We start from the raw sequence: 15,659 nt of genomic DNA on the forward strand, positions 1-15,659 counted from the left end.
AAGATGAGAAATGTAACGGTTGCAGCTATTCAGATGCAATGCGCTAAGGATGTGGAAACGAATATCCAAACAGCTGAACGTTTGGTCCGTCAAGCTGCAGATCAAGGTGCGCAAATTATTCTCTTACCTGAGTTGTTTGAACGTCCCTATTTCTGTCAGGAACGTCAATATGACTACTACCAGTATGCCCAGTCGGTTACAGAAAATACGGCAATTCAGCATTTCAAAGTGATTGCTAAGGAATTAAAGGTCGTTTTACCAATCAGTTTCTATGAAAAAGATGGTAATGTCTTATATAATTCGATAGCTGTCATTGATGCTGATGGAGAAGTACTAGGAGTTTACCGCAAGACGCATATACCAGATGACCATTATTATCAAGAAAAATTCTTCTTTACTCCTGGAAACACAGGCTTCAAAGTTTGGGATACTCGCTACGCCAAGATTGGTATTGGGATCTGCTGGGATCAGTGGTTCCCTGAAACAGCCCGTTGCCTTGCTTTAAATGGTGCAGAATTGCTCTTTTATCCAACTGCCATCGGTTCAGAGCCGATTTTGGATACAGATAGTTGTGGGCATTGGCAACGTACCATGCAAGGGCACGCAGCAGCAAATATTGTCCCAGTTATTGCTGCCAATCGTTATGGCTTGGAAGAAGTACAACCTTGCGAGGAAAATGGAGGACAAAGTTCAAGTCTGAATTTCTACGGTTCATCCTTTATGACCGATGAAACAGGAGCTATCTTGACTCAAGCAGATAGACAAGCTGAAGCAATTTTGTTGACTACCTATGACCTCGATAAAGGAGCAAATGAGCGACTTAACTGGGGTCTCTTTAGAGACAGAAGACCAGACATGTATAAAGATATTGTGAGATAATCGTTTGTATTTTTAGTTTAGGTAATTATCGTTCTAGAATAGATAGGAGTCTTTTAATGAATCAAGCTTGGGAATTATTATTTGAGGGAAAAATTAATGAAGCTAAGCAATTAGTTCAAGCAGAGTTTTGCCTAACAACTTGTAAAGATTACAGTCTTTTAAACTTGATGGGTTATATCTATTTGTACGAAAAAAAGTATGAACACTGTTTAGAGGTTTACCAACGTTATCTCCACTTGGCTATTACAGAAAAGGATCGTGAAAATGAACACATCGCGTATCATCAATTGGCCATGGTCTATCGTGAAATGAATGATTTTCAGACAGCTCTTAGCTATATCGAAAAAGAGCGAGAAGTTATTGAACAAGATTTTTCAGGGGATTCTCTCAAAAATTCTGTTAATGACTATGAGCAAGGTTATTTACGATTAAAGTTAGGTCAACTAGTTGAAGCGGAGTTTTATATGCAGCAGTCGCTAGACTCAGCCTTAAAGACAGATGATCTTATCGCTCAGGCCTGCGCTTATAGAGGATTGGGAGAGATTTATTCTATAGAAAAACCTGAAAAATCGCAAGAGAATTTTTTGCAAGCTATCGATCTTTTTGAAAAAGCAGGCGATCAGGTTGGAGCTCAAGAAGTTAAAGATTTGTTAAACAAGAAAAAGTAGCCAGCTCAGGCTACTTTTTTAAAATTCTTTATAAACATAAGGGTTCTCAGGTTTATCCACTTTGATGAAAGACTGGACTTCAAGGGTTGGGAGAACCTGGTTGAGTTCCTTGTGATAGCGATTGTTAATCTTACCTTTGACTTTTACCCAGGTGTTATTTTCGTACTTATTAGTGTTTCCAGTGGTCAAAAGTCCAAAAACACCTGAATCAGCGATACAGTGCATGATACCAAAGCGAAAGACAAATTGACTATCGCTGTGACTAGGATCGTTATAGACAAAGCCAATAAACTCAATCTCTTTACCTTCAAATTCATTGGGATAATCATAGATAGCTTCCATGACCTCCAGGTAATTCTCATCCTTGATAACAATACTTGATTTAGCTAAGTATTTATCAGCACTCTTCCGAATAATATTCTCATGAGCTGTTTGTGAATAAAAACGACTGGTATCTGGCTTAAGATACTGACTGCTTGTTCCTTCACTTGCTTGGATAGCCTTGTCAGTTCCTTCCGACAAAGGGAAATAATATCCTTTTGCCGATACTGTTTGTGAATCCAGAGTGACAGTTGGAAATGTAAATCCAACTAACAAGGGTAAACTTAAGAGGACAAAACTAGCAAACTTGGCTAAAAAACTATGCAAGTGACTATGTTCTTTCAAACGCTTGAAGCAAATATAGGCTTGAACGATGGCTAGTAACAATGACAAAACCATAGTAATATAAGCCAGATAAGAATAGTGGAGGTTTAGATACTGATTTAGTTTACCTGATAGCTGTAGATAAAGGGTTAAGATAAAATAGCCAAATAAGATAAAAAATCGAATCATAGCATCACCCCAACTATATAAGAATAAACAAGAACAACAAGAGTTACAATTGTCATGAATTGCCAAATAAATCGCGTTTTGAGATAATTCTTCATCATGAGTAGATTTTTGACATCAAGCATGGGACCTATAACCAGAAAGGCTAAAACAGGAGCTAGACCAAAACTTGATAGAAGAGAAGACCCGATAAAGGCATCCGCTTCACTACAGAGTGATAGTAGGAAGGATAAGAGCATCAATAGAATAATAGCAAGCAGTGGGGTAGCGCTGATAGTTGTCAAGATTCGAGTTGGTACATAGACTTGTACTAGGCTTGCAAAAAGACAGCCAAAGACCAAGTAACGCCCCATATCGAAGAACTCATCAATAGCTTGGATAAAGACTTGAAGAAGTTTCTGACCTTTCGTTAAATGAGAAAAATCATGTTCTTGACAAGTTAGTCTATTTTCCTTTTGAATAGGTCCCTCCCAGACAAAACCAAGCAAGATACCCAATATCATAGCAACAAGTATCGAACCCAAAACTCGTAGTAAGACCATTTTAAATGAATTACCAAAAGCTGAATAAGTCGCAAAGAGTACGATAGGATTGATGATAGGAGCTGTTACTAGAAAGGGTATAGCTGTATAGCTTGGAACCTTCTTTTCTAAAAAACGATTGATGATCGGAACAATTCCACATTCACAAGAAGGGAAGAGAAAACCAATGAAGGTACCAAAAAAGATTCTCCCCAAACGATTTTTAGGGAGAAATGTATAAACCTTCTCAGGAGTCACATAGATTTCAATGGCACCAGAGATGATGCTACTAATTAAGACAAAGGGTAAAGCTTCAATGATAATTGATAGAAAAATGGCACCAGCTTGTAAAACACTTGAAGGCAGGTTTTGAAAGAGATCCATCTATTTTTTCTTTTCTGCTTTTTCTTTCTTTTCTTTGTCATCAGGAAATGTTACTTGTTTCAAATCAGGAAGTTTGGCAAACTCTTCGAACATTTTATCTAAGTCATCAGTTTTTGTAAATTTAACAGCCATAAGGCATACCTCGATTCTTTATGTTACCTCTATTATACTATTATTTCTGGGAAATAGTTATATTTTATAATCAACTTCCTTTTTATCTTTATAAAGTTGAAATAAAGGAACAAATTAATGAAAACAAGCTTTCTTCCTTATGGTATAATAGTTTCATGGATAAAAAATATGAAAAAATTTCCCAAGATTTGGGTGTAACCTTAAAGCAAATTGATACAGTCTTATCTTTGACAACTGAAGGGGCTACGATTCCCTTTATCGCTCGTTATCGGAAAGACATGACAGGTAGCTTGGATGAAGTTGCTATTAAAGCTATTATCGACCTCGATAAGAGTTTAACTGCTCTAAATGATCGTAAGGAAGCGGTCTTAGCAAAAATTAAAGAGCAAGGTAAGCTAACAAAGGAATTGGAAGAAGCTATTTTAGCAGCTGAAAAACTCGCAGATGTAGAAGAACTCTATCTTCCCTATAAGGAGAAACGTCGGACCAAGGCAACGATTGCGCGTGAGGCTGGACTTTTTCCACTTGCTCGTTTAATTTTACAAAATGTTTCTAACCTAGAAAGAGAAGCAGAAGCATTTGTCTGCGAAGGTTTCGAAACTCCTCAAGAAGCTTTGGCTGGGGCTGTAGACATCTTGGTTGAAGCACTATCCGAGGATGTTCATTTGCGTTCAATGACATATCAAGAGGTACTTAGACGCTCTAAGATTACTTCTCAAGTCAAAGATGAGAGTCTTGATGAAAAACAAGTCTTTCAGATTTATTACGATTTCTCAGAAACAGTTGCAAACATGCAAGGTTACCGTACGCTTGCCCTTAATCGTGGTGAAAAGCTAGGCATTTTGAAGATTGGATTTGAGCATGCAGTTGATCGTATCCAAGCCTTCTTTGCTGCTCGTTTCAAGGTTAAGAATGCTTATATTGACGAAGTTATTCAGCAATCTGTTAAGAAAAAAGTATTACCAGCTATTGAGCGTCGTATTCGCACTGAGCTAACAGAAAAGGCAGAAGAAGGAGCTATCCAACTCTTCTCAGAAAACCTTCGTAATCTCCTTCTCGTAGCACCACTAAAAGGGCGCGTGGTTCTTGGATTTGACCCTGCCTTTCGTACAGGGGCTAAGCTTGCTGTTGTAGATGCGACTGGTAAAATGTTGACGACACAAGTCATTTACCCAGTAAAACCAGCTTCAGCTCGTCAGATTGAGGAAGCTAAGCGTGATTTGGCTGATTTGATTGGCCAATACGGTGTTGAAATTATTGCTATCGGAAATGGTACTGCCAGTCGTGAGAGCGAAGCTTTTGTTGCTGAAGTGCTTAAGGATTTTCCAGAAGTTAGTTATGTCATCGTTAATGAGAGCGGTGCGTCTGTCTACTCAGCTAGTGAACTTGCTCGTCAAGAGTTTCCTGACTTAACCGTTGAAAAACGTTCAGCCATTTCTATCGCTCGTCGTTTGCAAGACCCACTTGCAGAATTGGTTAAAATTGATCCCAAATCTATCGGTGTCGGCCAGTACCAGCACGATGTAAGTCAGAAAAAACTATCTGAAAGTCTTGATTTCGTGGTGGATACAGTGGTTAACCAAGTCGGTGTCAATGTCAATACGGCCAGTCCAGCCCTACTTTCCCATGTTGCAGGGCTTAACAAAACGATTTCAGAAAATATCGTGAAGTATCGTGAAGAAGAAGGTAAAATCACTTCACGCGCCCAAATCAGGAAGGTTCCTCGTCTAGGTGCTAAGGCTTTTGAACAGGCTGCAGGTTTTCTCCGTATCCCAGAAAGTAGCAATATCCTTGATAATACAGGTGTTCACCCTGAAAACTATGCTGCTGTCAAGGAACTCTTCAAACGTTTGGACATTAAAGACCTAAATGAAGAAGCACAAGCCAAACTCAAATCTATTTCTATCAAAGAAATGGCTCAAGAGCTAGACCTCGGTCAAGAAACACTTAAAGATATTATCGCAGACCTTCTTAAACCTGGTCGTGATTTCCGTGATTCTTTCGATGCTCCAGTTCTACGCCAAGATGTCTTGGATATCAAGGATTTAAAAGTCGGTCAAAAGCTAGAGGGAGTAGTTCGCAATGTTGTTGACTTCGGTGCCTTTGTTGATATTGGTATTCACGAGGACGGTCTCATTCATATCTCTCACATGAGTAAGAAATTCATCAAGCATCCGAGTCAAGTCGTTTCAGTTGGTGATTTGGTAACAGTTTGGGTAAAGAAAATCGATGTTCAACGTGAAAAAGTAAATCTGTCGCTCATTGCACCAGATGAATCTAACTGATTACGTTAGGCAAGTCTCTTTAGAAGACTTTGGGAAACCATTCAAACACCAGGCTCAATGGAATACTCGTCTGCGGTCGACAGGTGGACGATTTTTCCCAAAGGATGGGCATTTAGACTTTAATCCTAAAGTCTATCAAGAGCTAGGGTTAGATGTTTTTCGGAAGATTGTTCGCCACGAACTCTGTCATTATCATCTATACTATGAGGGGAAAGGTTATAAACATAAGGATTTAGCCTTTAAGGAACTGCTAAAAGAAGTGGATGGACTCCGCTTTGTTCCTCCTCTATCAACTGCTTCTCAAAAACCAGCTTTGGTTTATAAATGTCACTCTTGTGGCCAACCCTATCAAAGAAAACGACGAATCGACACCAAACGTTATCGATGTGGTCTTTGTCATGGGAAGCTTATTCTTAAAAATCAGCCCAAGGACTGATGCAGGGATCTTTAGTTCATGTTATACTTATTTCAAGAATATCGAAAGAGGTACAAACCATGAATACAAAATTTTATAAAATGAGAAGAAATCGTATGGTATCAGGTGTACTTGCAGGTCTATCTGATAAGTGGAATCTTGATGTAACCCTAGTTCGTTTCCTTTTTGTAATCTTTACAATCGCAAACTTTGGACTCGGAATCATCATCTACATCATCCTAGCCTATATCCTGCCAACTAAGGAAGATATCGAAGCGGAGATGTACGGAACTGGCCCACGCAAGATCAAGGAAGCCCAGCCTATCAATGATGACGAAGGTTGGTTTTGGTAACCATCTCACCATTCATTTGAAGTATTAAACCCTTGTAATTACAAGGGTTTTTCTTTTGCTTGAAAATTTGTGGTAAACTAATAGTAGTTGATTTCAAAAAATATCTCTATCTTACAAAAATGTAAGATTAAAGCTCCATTTGTAAGGTTATGTTATGGAACCGTCTCCTTTTTTAGAGTACACTTATATCATAAAGATAAAGGAGCAAAACTATGAAAAATATTTTACAAAAGAAACATACAAGTAAGCCGAGTCCAAAGGATATCGAGCGAGTTCAGCTCGGTTGCGCTATTATACAGGCTCAGTTTCAATTAATGGGATATTAAAAAGGAGATGTTAAAATGACGCTATTAGATGTAAAACACGTTCAAAAGATTTATAAAACTCGCTTTCAAGGCAACCAAGTAGAAGCCTTGAAAGATATTCACTTTACTGTAGAAAAAGGCGATTACGTTGCTATCATGGGTGAATCTGGTTCTGGGAAATCTACTTTACTCAATATTCTCGCCATGCTAGACAAGCCAACTCGTGGCCAGGTTTTCCTTAACGGAACAGACACAGCTACCATTAAAAATTCTGAAGCATCAAGTTTCCGTCGTGAAAAGTTAGGCTTTGTCTTCCAAGACTTTAATTTGTTAGATACGCTTTCTGTCAAAGACAATATCTTACTCCCTTTGGTATTGTCTAGAAAGCCTATTACAGAAATGATGAAAAAATTAGTCGTGACGGCTGAAAATCTTGGCATCAATCAATTGCAAGAGAAGTACCCTTATGAAATCTCTGGTGGACAAAAACAAAGGGTGGCAGTTGCACGGGCTATCATCACAGAGCCAGAAATTCTCCTTGCAGACGAGCCAACAGGAGCTCTAGATTCTAAGTCATCTGCAGCCCTCCTTGATATCTTTGATCAGATCAACGAGCAAGGGCAAACCATTCTCATGGTGACCCACTCAACAGCAGCTGCTAGCCGTGCAAAACGTGTTCTTTTCATCAAGGACGGTATTCTCTATAATCAAATCTATCGTGGTGAAAAGACGGATCGTCAGATGTTCCAAGAAATCTCTGACACCTTGACTGTTATGGCAAGTGAGGTGAACTAGTATGTTTCGATTAACCAATAAGTTGGCCATATCCAACTTAATTAAAAACCGCAAACTCTATTATCCGTTTGCTTTATCTGTCATTTTGGCAGTCACTATCAGCTATCTCTTTTACTCTCTAGCCTTTAATCCTAAAATTGTGGATTTGCGTGGTGCATCTTCTATACAATTTACCCTACAACTAGGGCTTGTCGTTGTGACACTTGCATCTGCCATTATCGTTCTTTATGCCAACAGTTTTGTCATGAAAAATCGCTCAAAAGAACTGGGTGTATATGGCATGTTGGGCTTAGAAAAACGCCATTTGATTGGTATGACTTTTAAGGAACTCTTGATATTTGGGCTAGTAACAGTCACTGCCGGGATTGGAATTGGTGCCCTCTTTGATAATCTGATTTTCGCTTTACTACTTAAACTTGCAAAGATGAAGGTAGAGTTAGTTGCAACTTTCCAATGGTCTGTAGTGCTTTCAATCCTTCTGGTATTCGGTTTTATCTTTTTAGTCATCGTTTTCCTGAACGCTGTACGCATTATCCGTATGGATGCTCTACAGCTTTCTAGAGAAAAAGCAAAGGGTGAGAAGAAGGGGCGTTTCCTAGTTCTTCAGACACTTGTAGGGCTAATTACTCTAGGTGGTGGTTACTATCTAGCTCTAAGCGTAACAGATGCTTTCAAAGCTGTCGCTACTTTCTTTATTGCGGTTATGTTAGTTATTGTAGGGACCTATCTCTTATTCAATGCTGGTATTACAGTTTTCTTACAGTTGCTCAAGAAAAACAAGAGATATTACTACCAACCCAACAACCTCATCTCTGTTTCTAACCTCATCTTCCGTATGAAGAAAAATGCTGTCGGTTTAGCAACCATTGCCATCCTTTCAACCATGGTTTTAATCACCATGTCTGCAGCCACTAGTATCTACAACGGATCTGAGAATATGAAAAAACTCATGTATCCTCACGATTTTGATGTTAAGGGACAACATGTAGAAGTTGAGGATTTAGACAAGCTTTTGACTCAATACGCTAGCGAAAAGAACCTAACCATCAGCAATAAGGACGTCCTCAATTATGCAAGTTTCGGTCTTTCGAGTCAAGAGGGGACCAAATTAACCATCTTTGAAAAAGGGCAAAACAATGTCATGCCTAAGACAGTCTTCCTGGTTTTTGATCAAAAAGATTATGAAAAAATGACTGGACAAAAGCTGAACCTTACTGGTAACGAAGTAGGACTTTGGGCTCGAAATGACCAACTTAAAAATCAGAAAGCATTTAGTCTGAACAATCAGAACTATACAATCAAGGAAGCAATCCAGCAGGATTTTATTGCCAATCATGTTTCTAATCCCTATGTACTATTGGTATCGGATTATAACTATCTTGTAGTAGCTGATATTCAAAGTTTTTTGGAACAGTACCAGGATTCAGCTGTATACACACAGCTCTACGGTGGTATGGATGTAACAGCTAGTCTAGAGGAACAGTTAAAGCTATCTGATGATTTTGAGGAGTTTGTAAATAATTTTAGTCATAATCTCAAAAATGAAGACGGCATGGTTTATGGTGGAGGCACTGCAAGTGACGCAATTGCCCAAATGAATGCTCTCTTTGGAGGAGTTCTCTTTATTGGTATTTTCCTCTCTATCATCTTTATGATTGGAACTGTACTCGTTATCTACTATAAACAAATCTCAGAAGGTTATGAGGATCGCGAACGCTTTGTCATCCTACAAAAAGTGGGCTTGGATCAAAAACAAATCAAACAAACCATTAACAAGCAGGTCTTGACTGTTTTCTTCCTCCCTGTAATCTTTGCTTTCCTACACTTGGCTTTTGCCTATCATATGTTAAGTTTGATTCTTAAGGTCATTGGGGTAGTAGATACAGCTATGATGTTAAGTGTAACACTTTCTATTTGTGGTATCTTTGCCCTCATCTACGTACTTATCTTTATGATTACTTCAAGAAGCTATCGTAAGATTATCCAGCTATAATAAAAAATACCTCGATTTTTTCGAGGTATTTTTATGTTTTAAATGCTAAACAATTGTCCAAATAGATAAGTAACACCCATGGTCAAAAGGCCGATACAAAGGTTACGAATCATAGCTGTTTTAGTGGGAGCTTTTCCAAGTTTTGCACTGGTATATCCAGTAATCAAAAGGGAAATTGCTACAATAACAACGGTAGCAGGGATTCGATAGTCGCTTGGGAAGATAGTTATTGAAAGCATGGGTGGAAGACTTCCAAGAACAAAGGCAATAAAGCTAGATGCTGCAGCATGCCAAGGATTGGTGAATTCTTCATACTCGATGCCGTATTTTTCCTCAACCAAGGCTTTTAGTGGATTTTTCAAAAAAGCCTTGTTAACTAATAGTTGTGCTGAAGTTTCACACTCACCATTTTGAAGATAGGCTGCGTAGAGTGATTTTTTAGCAGCATCCATATCTTTATCCAAAAGTAGTTGTTCACGGGCTACAGCGGCTTCCTCAGTGTCTTTCTGAGTAGATACGGATACATACTCGCCACCAGCCATAGAAAAGGCTCCAGCAAGGATTGCAGCTAATCCCGAAAGAAAGATAATCCAGATATTAGTTGTAGCACTGGCAACCCCGATAACAACTCCAGCAATAGAGATGATTCCATCATTAGCTCCCAATACACCAGCACGCAAGATATTTAAACGGCCAGCAAAGTTTGCATCAATTTCATGAGTAATTTCTGACATAGTTTTCTCCTTTTTAAACATTATAAAGTATAGGAGAAGTGAATACAAACTTTTTAAACTATCTGAAAAAAGTTCTACAATTCTAATAATAACCATAGCTATTTCTTATGCCAATATATAACAAAGTTGTACTTGTAACTGAACGAATTAGGTGATACAATGAACCTAATGAAATCTTTGGAGGTCTAAATATGACTCGTGAATTTAAATTTGAAACTCTTCAATTGCATGCAGGACAAGTGGTAGATGCGACTACCAAGTCTCGTGCTGTTCCAATTTACCAAACAACATCTTTTGTATTTGAAGATACACAAGAGGGTGCAGATCTCTTTGCTCTTCAAAAGGCTGGTAATATCTATACTCGTATCACAAACCCAACAACATCAGCCTTTGAAGAGCGTATCGCAGCCCTTGAAGGTGGTGTAGGTGCACTTGCAACTGCGTCAGGGATGGCAGCTATTACTTACACGATTTTAGCTCTAGCTCACGCAGGAGACCACGTCGTTGCAGCATCAACCATCTATGGTGGTACCTTTAACCTCTTGAAAGAAACCCTTCCTCGTTACGGAATCACCACAACTTTTGTTGATATTGATAATCTAGAAGAAGTAGAGGCAGCGATTAAAGACAATACAAAACTTGTATTGATTGAAACCTTGGGAAATCCTGTTATCAACATTCCTGATATCGAAAAAATCGCTGAAATTGCTCATAAACACCAGATTCCTTTGGTTGCAGACAATACCTTTGCAACACCTTATCTCATCAATGTCTTTTCTCATGGTGTAGACATTGCAGTTCACTCAGCAACTAAGTTTATAGGCGGTCACGGTACAACTATTGGTGGTGTCATCGTTGATAGTGGTAAGTTTGACTGGGCTGCTTCAGGGAAATTCCCTCAATTAGTCGAAGAAGATCCAAGTTATCACAATATCAGTTATACTCGTGATGTTGGTGCCGCAGCCTTTATCGTCGCTACTCGCGTTCAGTTACTTCGCGATATGGGAGCTGCCCTATCACCATTTAACTCATTCTTGCTCTTACAAGGACTTGAAACTCTCTCTCTTCGTGTTGAACGTCATGTCCAAAATGCTGAAAAAATCGTTGATTTCCTTGTAAACCATCCAAAGGTTGAAAAGGTCAACTATCCAAAACTTCCAGATAGTCCTTACCATGCCTTGGCTGAAAAATACTTACCAAAAGGTGTTGGTTCAATCTTTACCTTCCATGTTAAAGGTGGAGAATCAGAAGCTCGTAAAGTGATTGACAACTTGGAAATCTTTTCAAACTTAGCCAATGTAGCAGATGCTAAATCATTGGTGGTTCATCCCGCAACTACAACACATGCTCAGTTGTCAGACTCTGATCTAGAAGCAGCAGGAGTAACAAAAAATCAAATCCGTCTCTCAATCGGTCTTGAAAATGCTGATGATTTGATTGAAGATTTGCGACTAGCGCTTGAAAAAATCTAAAAATAACTAGTTTTTATCGAATTAATTTTCCTTCTCACGAATAATAGAGTGAGGAGGATTTTTATGTATAGTATTTCATTTCAAGAAGATTCACTCTTACCGAGAGAAAGATTAGTAAGAGAGGGAGTAGAAGCACTCAGCAATCAAGAATTACTGGCAATATTACTAAGGACAGGAACAAAACAGTCCAATGTTTTTGAAATAGCACAGAAGGTTTTAAATCAGCTAACATGTTTAACCGACCTAAAAAGAATGAGCCTACAGGAATTGCAGACTCTATCGGGTATTGGACGTGTTAAGGCTATCGAATTACAAGCTGTTATCGAATTAGGCTACCGTATTCATAAAAGGGAAACAGTGGAAATGGAGAATATTCTTAGCAGTCGTAAATTAGCTAAAAAGATGCAGGCTGAGCTTGGAGATAAAAAACAAGAGCACCTAGTGGCGCTCTATCTGAATACTCAAAATCAAATCATTCATCAGCAGACTATTTTTATTGGGTCTGCCACGAGAAGTATTGCTGAACCGAGAGAAATTCTCCACTACGCCCTAAAGCACATGGCAACATCTGTGATTCTGGTTCACAATCATCCATCAGGTGCAGTAGTTCCTAGCCCCAATGATGACCATGTTACGAAGCTTGTTAAAGAAGCCTGCGAATTGATGGGATTGGTCTTATTGGACCATCTAATTGTCTCACATTCAGATTATTTTAGTTACCGTGAGAAGACGGATATGTTATAAAAAACCTGCATCATATACAGGTTTTACAATTCATTAACGACATAGTCGAAAAGTGTTTTATCTTTAGGGCGATTTTCAAAGAGAAATTCAGGATGCCATTGAACACCAAGATAAGGGAAGCCGTCCGTAGTTGTAACAGCTTCGATAATACCATCTTTAGGATCGTGTGCTACAACCTTAAGATTAGGGGCTAAATCTTTGATGCTCTGATGGTGGAAAGAATTGATATGAGAGATTTCTCCATAGATTTCTCTTAGAATAGTATCTGGTTCGGTGACAAGTCGCTGAGTGGTATATTCAGCGGAAGTATCTTGCCAATGATCTTCGATATCTTGATAAAGAGAACCGCCCATGGCTACGTTAAAAAGTTGAGTACCACGACAGACAGAAAAAATTGGTTTCTTTTGCTTGATGGCCTCTTTGATGAGTGCTAGTTCAAAAATGTCTCTTTGAAGATGGTAGTCATCACTATCGATAGATTTAGGTTCACCATAGAATTTTGGGTCAACATTTTGCCCACCTGTTAGTATGAGTTTATCAATTAGGCTGATGTAGTAACCAGCCATTTCTTCATCACCAATTGGTAGGATAATGGGGATACCTCCAGCTTCCTTAACTCCTTCAACAAAGCCTTTGGCAGCATAACTCATCATAAGATCATCATCTGGATGCGGGGTTTCATTTCCTGTAATCCCAATAACTGGTTTTTTCATAAATCAATTCGCTTTCTAATCCTCTTTTCGCATGAAATAGAGGAGGGTTTGAAGTTCGCTAGTAAGATCGACATACTGAACAACTACGTCTTTAGGAAGATGTAGGTGAACAGGAGAAAAACTGAGGATACCTTTGATACCAGCATTAACCAAAAGTTCCGCAACTTCTTGAGATTTAACACTAGGAACAGTAAGAATAGCAGTTTTAACATCACTATCCTTAATTTTGTCCTTTATTTGAGAGATTCCATAGATTGGAACACCGTCGGGTGTTTTGGTACCAACCTCTGGATGATCATCTAGGTCAAAAGCCATGATGATTTTCATCTTGTTACGCTCATGAAAGCGGTAGTGTAGGAGGGCATGCCCCATATTTCCGATACCTACCAGCATAACATTGGTAATAGAATTATCATTTAAAAGATCAGCGAAAAAGTTCATGAGCTTTTTGACATCATAGCCAAATCCACGACGTCCAAGTTCGCCAAAGTAAGAGAAGTCACGACGAACAGTGGCAGAATCAATTCCAATCGCTTCTGCAATTTGTTTGGAATTAGCTCTTTCAATTTTTTCGGCATTAAATCTTTTAAAAATACGGTAATAGAGAGAAAGTCTCTTTGCTGTTGCTTTAGGAATAGCAGACTGTTTTTCTTTCACAAAATCACAACCTTTCTATTTACTATTTTATAGAAAGTTTGTGAAAATTGCAACAATAACGAAAAAAAACTAAGAAAAATCTTAGTTTAGGTATTTTCGTGATAGGTTGTTAAAAAACGATAGAGGTTCCCAAGAAGACCTTGATAGATTTCAACTCCATTGTGTGTTAATGAAGTGATAAGAGTCGTATCAGGAAGGGTTACACAACCCGATAGAGAGAGCATAAGAGCTTCATAGTCTTCATATTCTTGCACACGCTCTACTTGATATGAGTCCTTGTAAGTTAATCGAAACATAATAATCTTCTATCTTTCGCTTTTTGTAAATACGCCACGTTCAACAAGACTATCCATCAAAAAGTAGAATTTCTCTTGGTGAATATGTGTTTCCTCAGACTTAAAAATGTCAACTAAACGTAGACCAAATTTATCAGTAATATTGATTTTTGCACCTGTTAAGTCTTTGTTAATGATAATCTTAAGTTGGAATCCATCTCCACTATTTGGTACTTTTTCAAGAAGACGTGTTAATTCATAGTTACCAACTTTAGTTTCAAAAAAAGTATTATCTTTAAGTGTAAATTTTTTTACAGTTGGGCTAAGTGTGTAATCGTAACGGCAATTTTTTAGTTTAATCGTTTGTTCGAATGCCATTGAGTTATCCTCCGATGATATTTTTAAGAGTTTTAGCAAGAGTTATCATTTCTTGTTCTGTATTTTGAGGTGAAATGCTGACGCGAACAGACTCGTGTAAGCGAGGCGAGTCTTCTCCATAAAAAGCCTGAAGAACATGACTAACCTGAACAATACCAGCGGTACATGCTGAACCTGTTGAAATAGAAATGCCTTCTAGATCCAGGCGAAGTAGTAGCAGATCATTTCGTTGTCCTGTGAAACCAATGTTGAGGACATAGGGAAGTTGCTCTTTACTTTGGTTTAGATAGTAGTTTAATCCATCCATTTCAGTTAGAAATGTTTCTTGTAACTTTTGAACTTTTAAAAAATTACTTTCTAAATGTTCAAGATCATCCTTAAGTGCTGCGACCATCCCTATAATTGCAGGAAGGTTTTCTGTTCCTGCTCTTTTTTTCTGTTCTTGATCTCCACCGTGTAGATAAGAATCAAAATCTGTAGAAGAAGCGTATAGGAAACCTACGCCTTTGGGACCATAGAATTTATGTGCAGAAGCGCTAAGAAAATCAATTCCCAATTCTTCGGGAAGAATCTCTACTTTACCAATCGCCTGAACTGCATCAACATGATAAGAAGCTGGATGATTTTTTAAAACCTCACCAATTTCAGCAATCGGTAATAGAGTTCCTGTTTCATTGTTTGCAAACATAGTTGAAACTAGAATGGTATCTTCACGAAGAGCATTTTTGACTTGGTCTGCTGTGATTTCTTGATTTACAGGTTTCAAAACAGTTACTTCAAACCCGAAATTTTCAACCAAATATTCAATTGGTTCAAGAACTGCGTGATGCTCAATAGCAGTAGTAATGATGTGTTTCCCACGCCCTTGGTGGCGAAGGCAGTAGCCGATAATTGCAGTATTATTACTTTCTGTACCACCAGAGGTGAAGAAAACATGCTGTGGCTTTGTTCCTAGTAAACTCGCTAACTCTTGACGCGCTTCTCGTAATAATTTACCTGCTTGGCGTCCATGACTATGAATACTAGAAGGGTTCCCATATGTTTCTTGCATGACTTGAGTCATCGCTGAGATAGCTGCAGGTGACATTGGAGTCGTAGCAGCATTATCTAAATATATCAAAAACT

At 38.4% G+C, this 15,659-nt stretch carries 18 protein-coding genes; 9 read left to right on the plus strand and 9 right to left on the minus strand.

Annotated elements, in window-relative coordinates:
* Nucleotides 1–3 precede the first annotated feature (3 nt).
* Both aguB and QM810_RS01680 read left to right on the plus strand, forming a co-directional pair.
* Complete coding sequence (gene aguB, locus QM810_RS01675; protein WP_414253630.1) at nucleotides 4–879, plus strand: N-carbamoylputrescine amidase; 876 nt, start codon at nucleotides 4–6, stop codon at nucleotides 877–879.
* Nucleotides 880–935: 56 nt separating this feature from the next.
* Entirely contained in the window at nucleotides 936–1,547 is a 612-nt protein-coding gene (locus QM810_RS01680) for a hypothetical protein (protein WP_414253631.1), read from the plus strand.
* 18 nt (nucleotides 1,548–1,565) lie between these two features.
* Here the strand turns inward: QM810_RS01680 and QM810_RS01685 are convergent, their stop codons facing one another.
* The 3 genes from QM810_RS01685 to QM810_RS01695 are packed head-to-tail and all read right to left on the minus strand — an operon-like array spanning nucleotide 1,566 to nucleotide 3,415.
* Complete coding sequence (locus QM810_RS01685; protein ID WP_414253632.1) at nucleotides 1,566–2,381, minus strand: TIGR03943 family putative permease subunit; 816 nt, start codon at nucleotides 2,379–2,381, stop codon at nucleotides 1,566–1,568.
* Nucleotides 2,378–3,283: a permease gene (locus QM810_RS01690; protein WP_414253633.1), complete on the minus strand. Its 906-nt coding sequence runs from the start codon at nucleotides 3,281–3,283 to the stop codon at nucleotides 2,378–2,380. The genes QM810_RS01685 and QM810_RS01690 overlap by 4 nt, the downstream gene beginning before the upstream one ends.
* Nucleotides 3,284–3,415, minus strand: coding sequence for an SPJ_0845 family protein (locus tag QM810_RS01695; RefSeq protein WP_148131582.1), 132 nt, complete (start codon nucleotides 3,413–3,415; stop codon nucleotides 3,284–3,286).
* Between the two features lie 155 nt (nucleotides 3,416–3,570).
* Here QM810_RS01695 and QM810_RS01700 point away from each other — a divergent pair, with 155 nt between their 5' ends.
* The 5 genes from QM810_RS01700 (at nucleotide 3,571) to QM810_RS01720 (ending at nucleotide 9,561) form a co-directional block, all read left to right on the plus strand.
* Nucleotides 3,571–5,700, plus strand: a complete 2,130-nt coding sequence (locus QM810_RS01700; protein WP_414253634.1) for a Tex family protein — start codon at nucleotides 3,571–3,573, stop codon at nucleotides 5,698–5,700.
* Nucleotides 5,687–6,136, plus strand: a complete 450-nt coding sequence (locus QM810_RS01705) for a SprT family protein (RefSeq protein WP_414253635.1) — start codon at nucleotides 5,687–5,689, stop codon at nucleotides 6,134–6,136. The genes QM810_RS01700 and QM810_RS01705 overlap by 14 nt, the downstream gene beginning before the upstream one ends.
* A gap of 59 nt (nucleotides 6,137–6,195) precedes the next feature.
* Nucleotides 6,196–6,468, plus strand: a complete 273-nt coding sequence (locus QM810_RS01710) for a PspC domain-containing protein (protein ID WP_414253636.1) — start codon at nucleotides 6,196–6,198, stop codon at nucleotides 6,466–6,468.
* Nucleotides 6,469–6,809: 341 nt separating this feature from the next.
* On the plus strand, nucleotides 6,810–7,568 hold the full coding sequence (locus tag QM810_RS01715) for an ABC transporter ATP-binding protein (RefSeq protein WP_006152604.1): 759 nt from the start codon (nucleotides 6,810–6,812) through the stop codon (nucleotides 7,566–7,568).
* A 1-nt stretch (nucleotide 7,569) separates the two neighbouring features.
* Nucleotides 7,570–9,561: an ABC transporter permease gene (locus QM810_RS01720; RefSeq protein ID WP_414253637.1), complete on the plus strand. Its 1,992-nt coding sequence runs from the start codon at nucleotides 7,570–7,572 to the stop codon at nucleotides 9,559–9,561.
* Between the two features lie 38 nt (nucleotides 9,562–9,599).
* On the opposite strand, the gene QM810_RS01725 is transcribed toward QM810_RS01720, so the two are convergent.
* Nucleotides 9,600–10,295 carry a VIT family protein gene (locus QM810_RS01725; RefSeq protein WP_006150694.1) on the minus strand — a complete coding sequence of 232 codons (696 nt, stop codon included), beginning with the start codon at nucleotides 10,293–10,295 and terminating at the stop codon, nucleotides 9,600–9,602.
* A 191-nt stretch (nucleotides 10,296–10,486) separates the two neighbouring features.
* On the opposite strand from QM810_RS01725, the gene QM810_RS01730 reads away from it, so the two are divergent.
* On the plus strand, nucleotides 10,487–11,767 hold the full coding sequence (locus QM810_RS01730) for an O-acetylhomoserine aminocarboxypropyltransferase/cysteine synthase family protein (protein WP_414253638.1): 1,281 nt from the start codon (nucleotides 10,487–10,489) through the stop codon (nucleotides 11,765–11,767).
* 63 nt (nucleotides 11,768–11,830) lie between these two features.
* Entirely contained in the window at nucleotides 11,831–12,511 is a 681-nt protein-coding gene (gene radC / locus QM810_RS01735; protein ID WP_414253639.1) for a RadC family protein, read from the plus strand.
* 23 nt (nucleotides 12,512–12,534) lie between these two features.
* Here radC and QM810_RS01740 read toward each other — a convergent pair whose 3' ends face one another.
* The 5 genes from QM810_RS01740 to QM810_RS01760 all read right to left on the minus strand — a co-directional run bounded on the left by QM810_RS01740 (nucleotide 12,535) and on the right by QM810_RS01760 (nucleotide 15,654).
* Nucleotides 12,535–13,224, minus strand: coding sequence for a gamma-glutamyl-gamma-aminobutyrate hydrolase family protein (locus QM810_RS01740; RefSeq protein ID WP_414253640.1), 690 nt, complete (start codon nucleotides 13,222–13,224; stop codon nucleotides 12,535–12,537).
* A 15-nt stretch (nucleotides 13,225–13,239) separates the two neighbouring features.
* Nucleotides 13,240–13,881 carry a redox-sensing transcriptional repressor Rex gene (locus QM810_RS01745; RefSeq protein ID WP_049496213.1) on the minus strand — a complete coding sequence of 214 codons (642 nt, stop codon included), beginning with the start codon at nucleotides 13,879–13,881 and terminating at the stop codon, nucleotides 13,240–13,242.
* A gap of 86 nt (nucleotides 13,882–13,967) precedes the next feature.
* The gene (locus QM810_RS01750) at nucleotides 13,968–14,177 is read right to left on the minus strand and encodes a DUF4649 family protein (RefSeq protein WP_006150724.1); all 210 of its coding nucleotides are present in this window, start codon (nucleotides 14,175–14,177) and stop codon (nucleotides 13,968–13,970) included.
* A 9-nt stretch (nucleotides 14,178–14,186) separates the two neighbouring features.
* Nucleotides 14,187–14,534 carry a DUF1831 domain-containing protein gene (locus QM810_RS01755; protein WP_254730197.1) on the minus strand — a complete coding sequence of 116 codons (348 nt, stop codon included), beginning with the start codon at nucleotides 14,532–14,534 and terminating at the stop codon, nucleotides 14,187–14,189.
* Nucleotides 14,535–14,538: 4 nt separating this feature from the next.
* Nucleotides 14,539–15,654, minus strand: coding sequence for a cysteine desulfurase family protein (locus tag QM810_RS01760; protein WP_414253641.1), 1,116 nt, complete (start codon nucleotides 15,652–15,654; stop codon nucleotides 14,539–14,541).
* Nucleotides 15,655–15,659 lie beyond the last annotated feature (5 nt).

Source organism: Streptococcus infantis (assembly GCF_047464155.1).
In the GTDB taxonomy this organism is placed as follows: domain Bacteria; phylum Bacillota; class Bacilli; order Lactobacillales; family Streptococcaceae; genus Streptococcus; species Streptococcus infantis_U.

What these genes read in the sequence shown, in the direction of transcription:
- aguB (WP_414253630.1), top strand. Translation starts at nt 4, where the DNA reads ATGAGAAATGTAACGGTTGCAGCTATTCAGATGCAATGCGCTAAGGAT.
- QM810_RS01680 (WP_414253631.1), top strand. Translation starts at nt 936, where the DNA reads ATGAATCAAGCTTGGGAATTATTATTTGAGGGAAAAATTAATGAAGCT.
- QM810_RS01685 (WP_414253632.1), bottom strand. Translation starts at nt 2,381, where the DNA reads ATGATTCGATTTTTTATCTTATTTGGCTATTTTATCTTAACCCTTTAT.
- QM810_RS01690 (WP_414253633.1), bottom strand. Translation starts at nt 3,283, where the DNA reads ATGGATCTCTTTCAAAACCTGCCTTCAAGTGTTTTACAAGCTGGTGCC.
- QM810_RS01695 (WP_148131582.1), bottom strand. Translation starts at nt 3,415, where the DNA reads ATGGCTGTTAAATTTACAAAAACTGATGACTTAGATAAAATGTTCGAA.
- QM810_RS01700 (WP_414253634.1), top strand. Translation starts at nt 3,571, where the DNA reads ATGGATAAAAAATATGAAAAAATTTCCCAAGATTTGGGTGTAACCTTA.
- QM810_RS01705 (WP_414253635.1), top strand. Translation starts at nt 5,687, where the DNA reads ATGAATCTAACTGATTACGTTAGGCAAGTCTCTTTAGAAGACTTTGGG.
- QM810_RS01710 (WP_414253636.1), top strand. Translation starts at nt 6,196, where the DNA reads ATGAATACAAAATTTTATAAAATGAGAAGAAATCGTATGGTATCAGGT.
- QM810_RS01715 (WP_006152604.1), top strand. Translation starts at nt 6,810, where the DNA reads ATGACGCTATTAGATGTAAAACACGTTCAAAAGATTTATAAAACTCGC.
- QM810_RS01720 (WP_414253637.1), top strand. Translation starts at nt 7,570, where the DNA reads ATGTTTCGATTAACCAATAAGTTGGCCATATCCAACTTAATTAAAAAC.
- QM810_RS01725 (WP_006150694.1), bottom strand. Translation starts at nt 10,295, where the DNA reads ATGTCAGAAATTACTCATGAAATTGATGCAAACTTTGCTGGCCGTTTA.
- QM810_RS01730 (WP_414253638.1), top strand. Translation starts at nt 10,487, where the DNA reads ATGACTCGTGAATTTAAATTTGAAACTCTTCAATTGCATGCAGGACAA.
- radC (WP_414253639.1), top strand. Translation starts at nt 11,831, where the DNA reads ATGTATAGTATTTCATTTCAAGAAGATTCACTCTTACCGAGAGAAAGA.
- QM810_RS01740 (WP_414253640.1), bottom strand. Translation starts at nt 13,224, where the DNA reads ATGAAAAAACCAGTTATTGGGATTACAGGAAATGAAACCCCGCATCCA.
- QM810_RS01750 (WP_006150724.1), bottom strand. Translation starts at nt 14,177, where the DNA reads ATGTTTCGATTAACTTACAAGGACTCATATCAAGTAGAGCGTGTGCAA.
- QM810_RS01755 (WP_254730197.1), bottom strand. Translation starts at nt 14,534, where the DNA reads ATGGCATTCGAACAAACGATTAAACTAAAAAATTGCCGTTACGATTAC.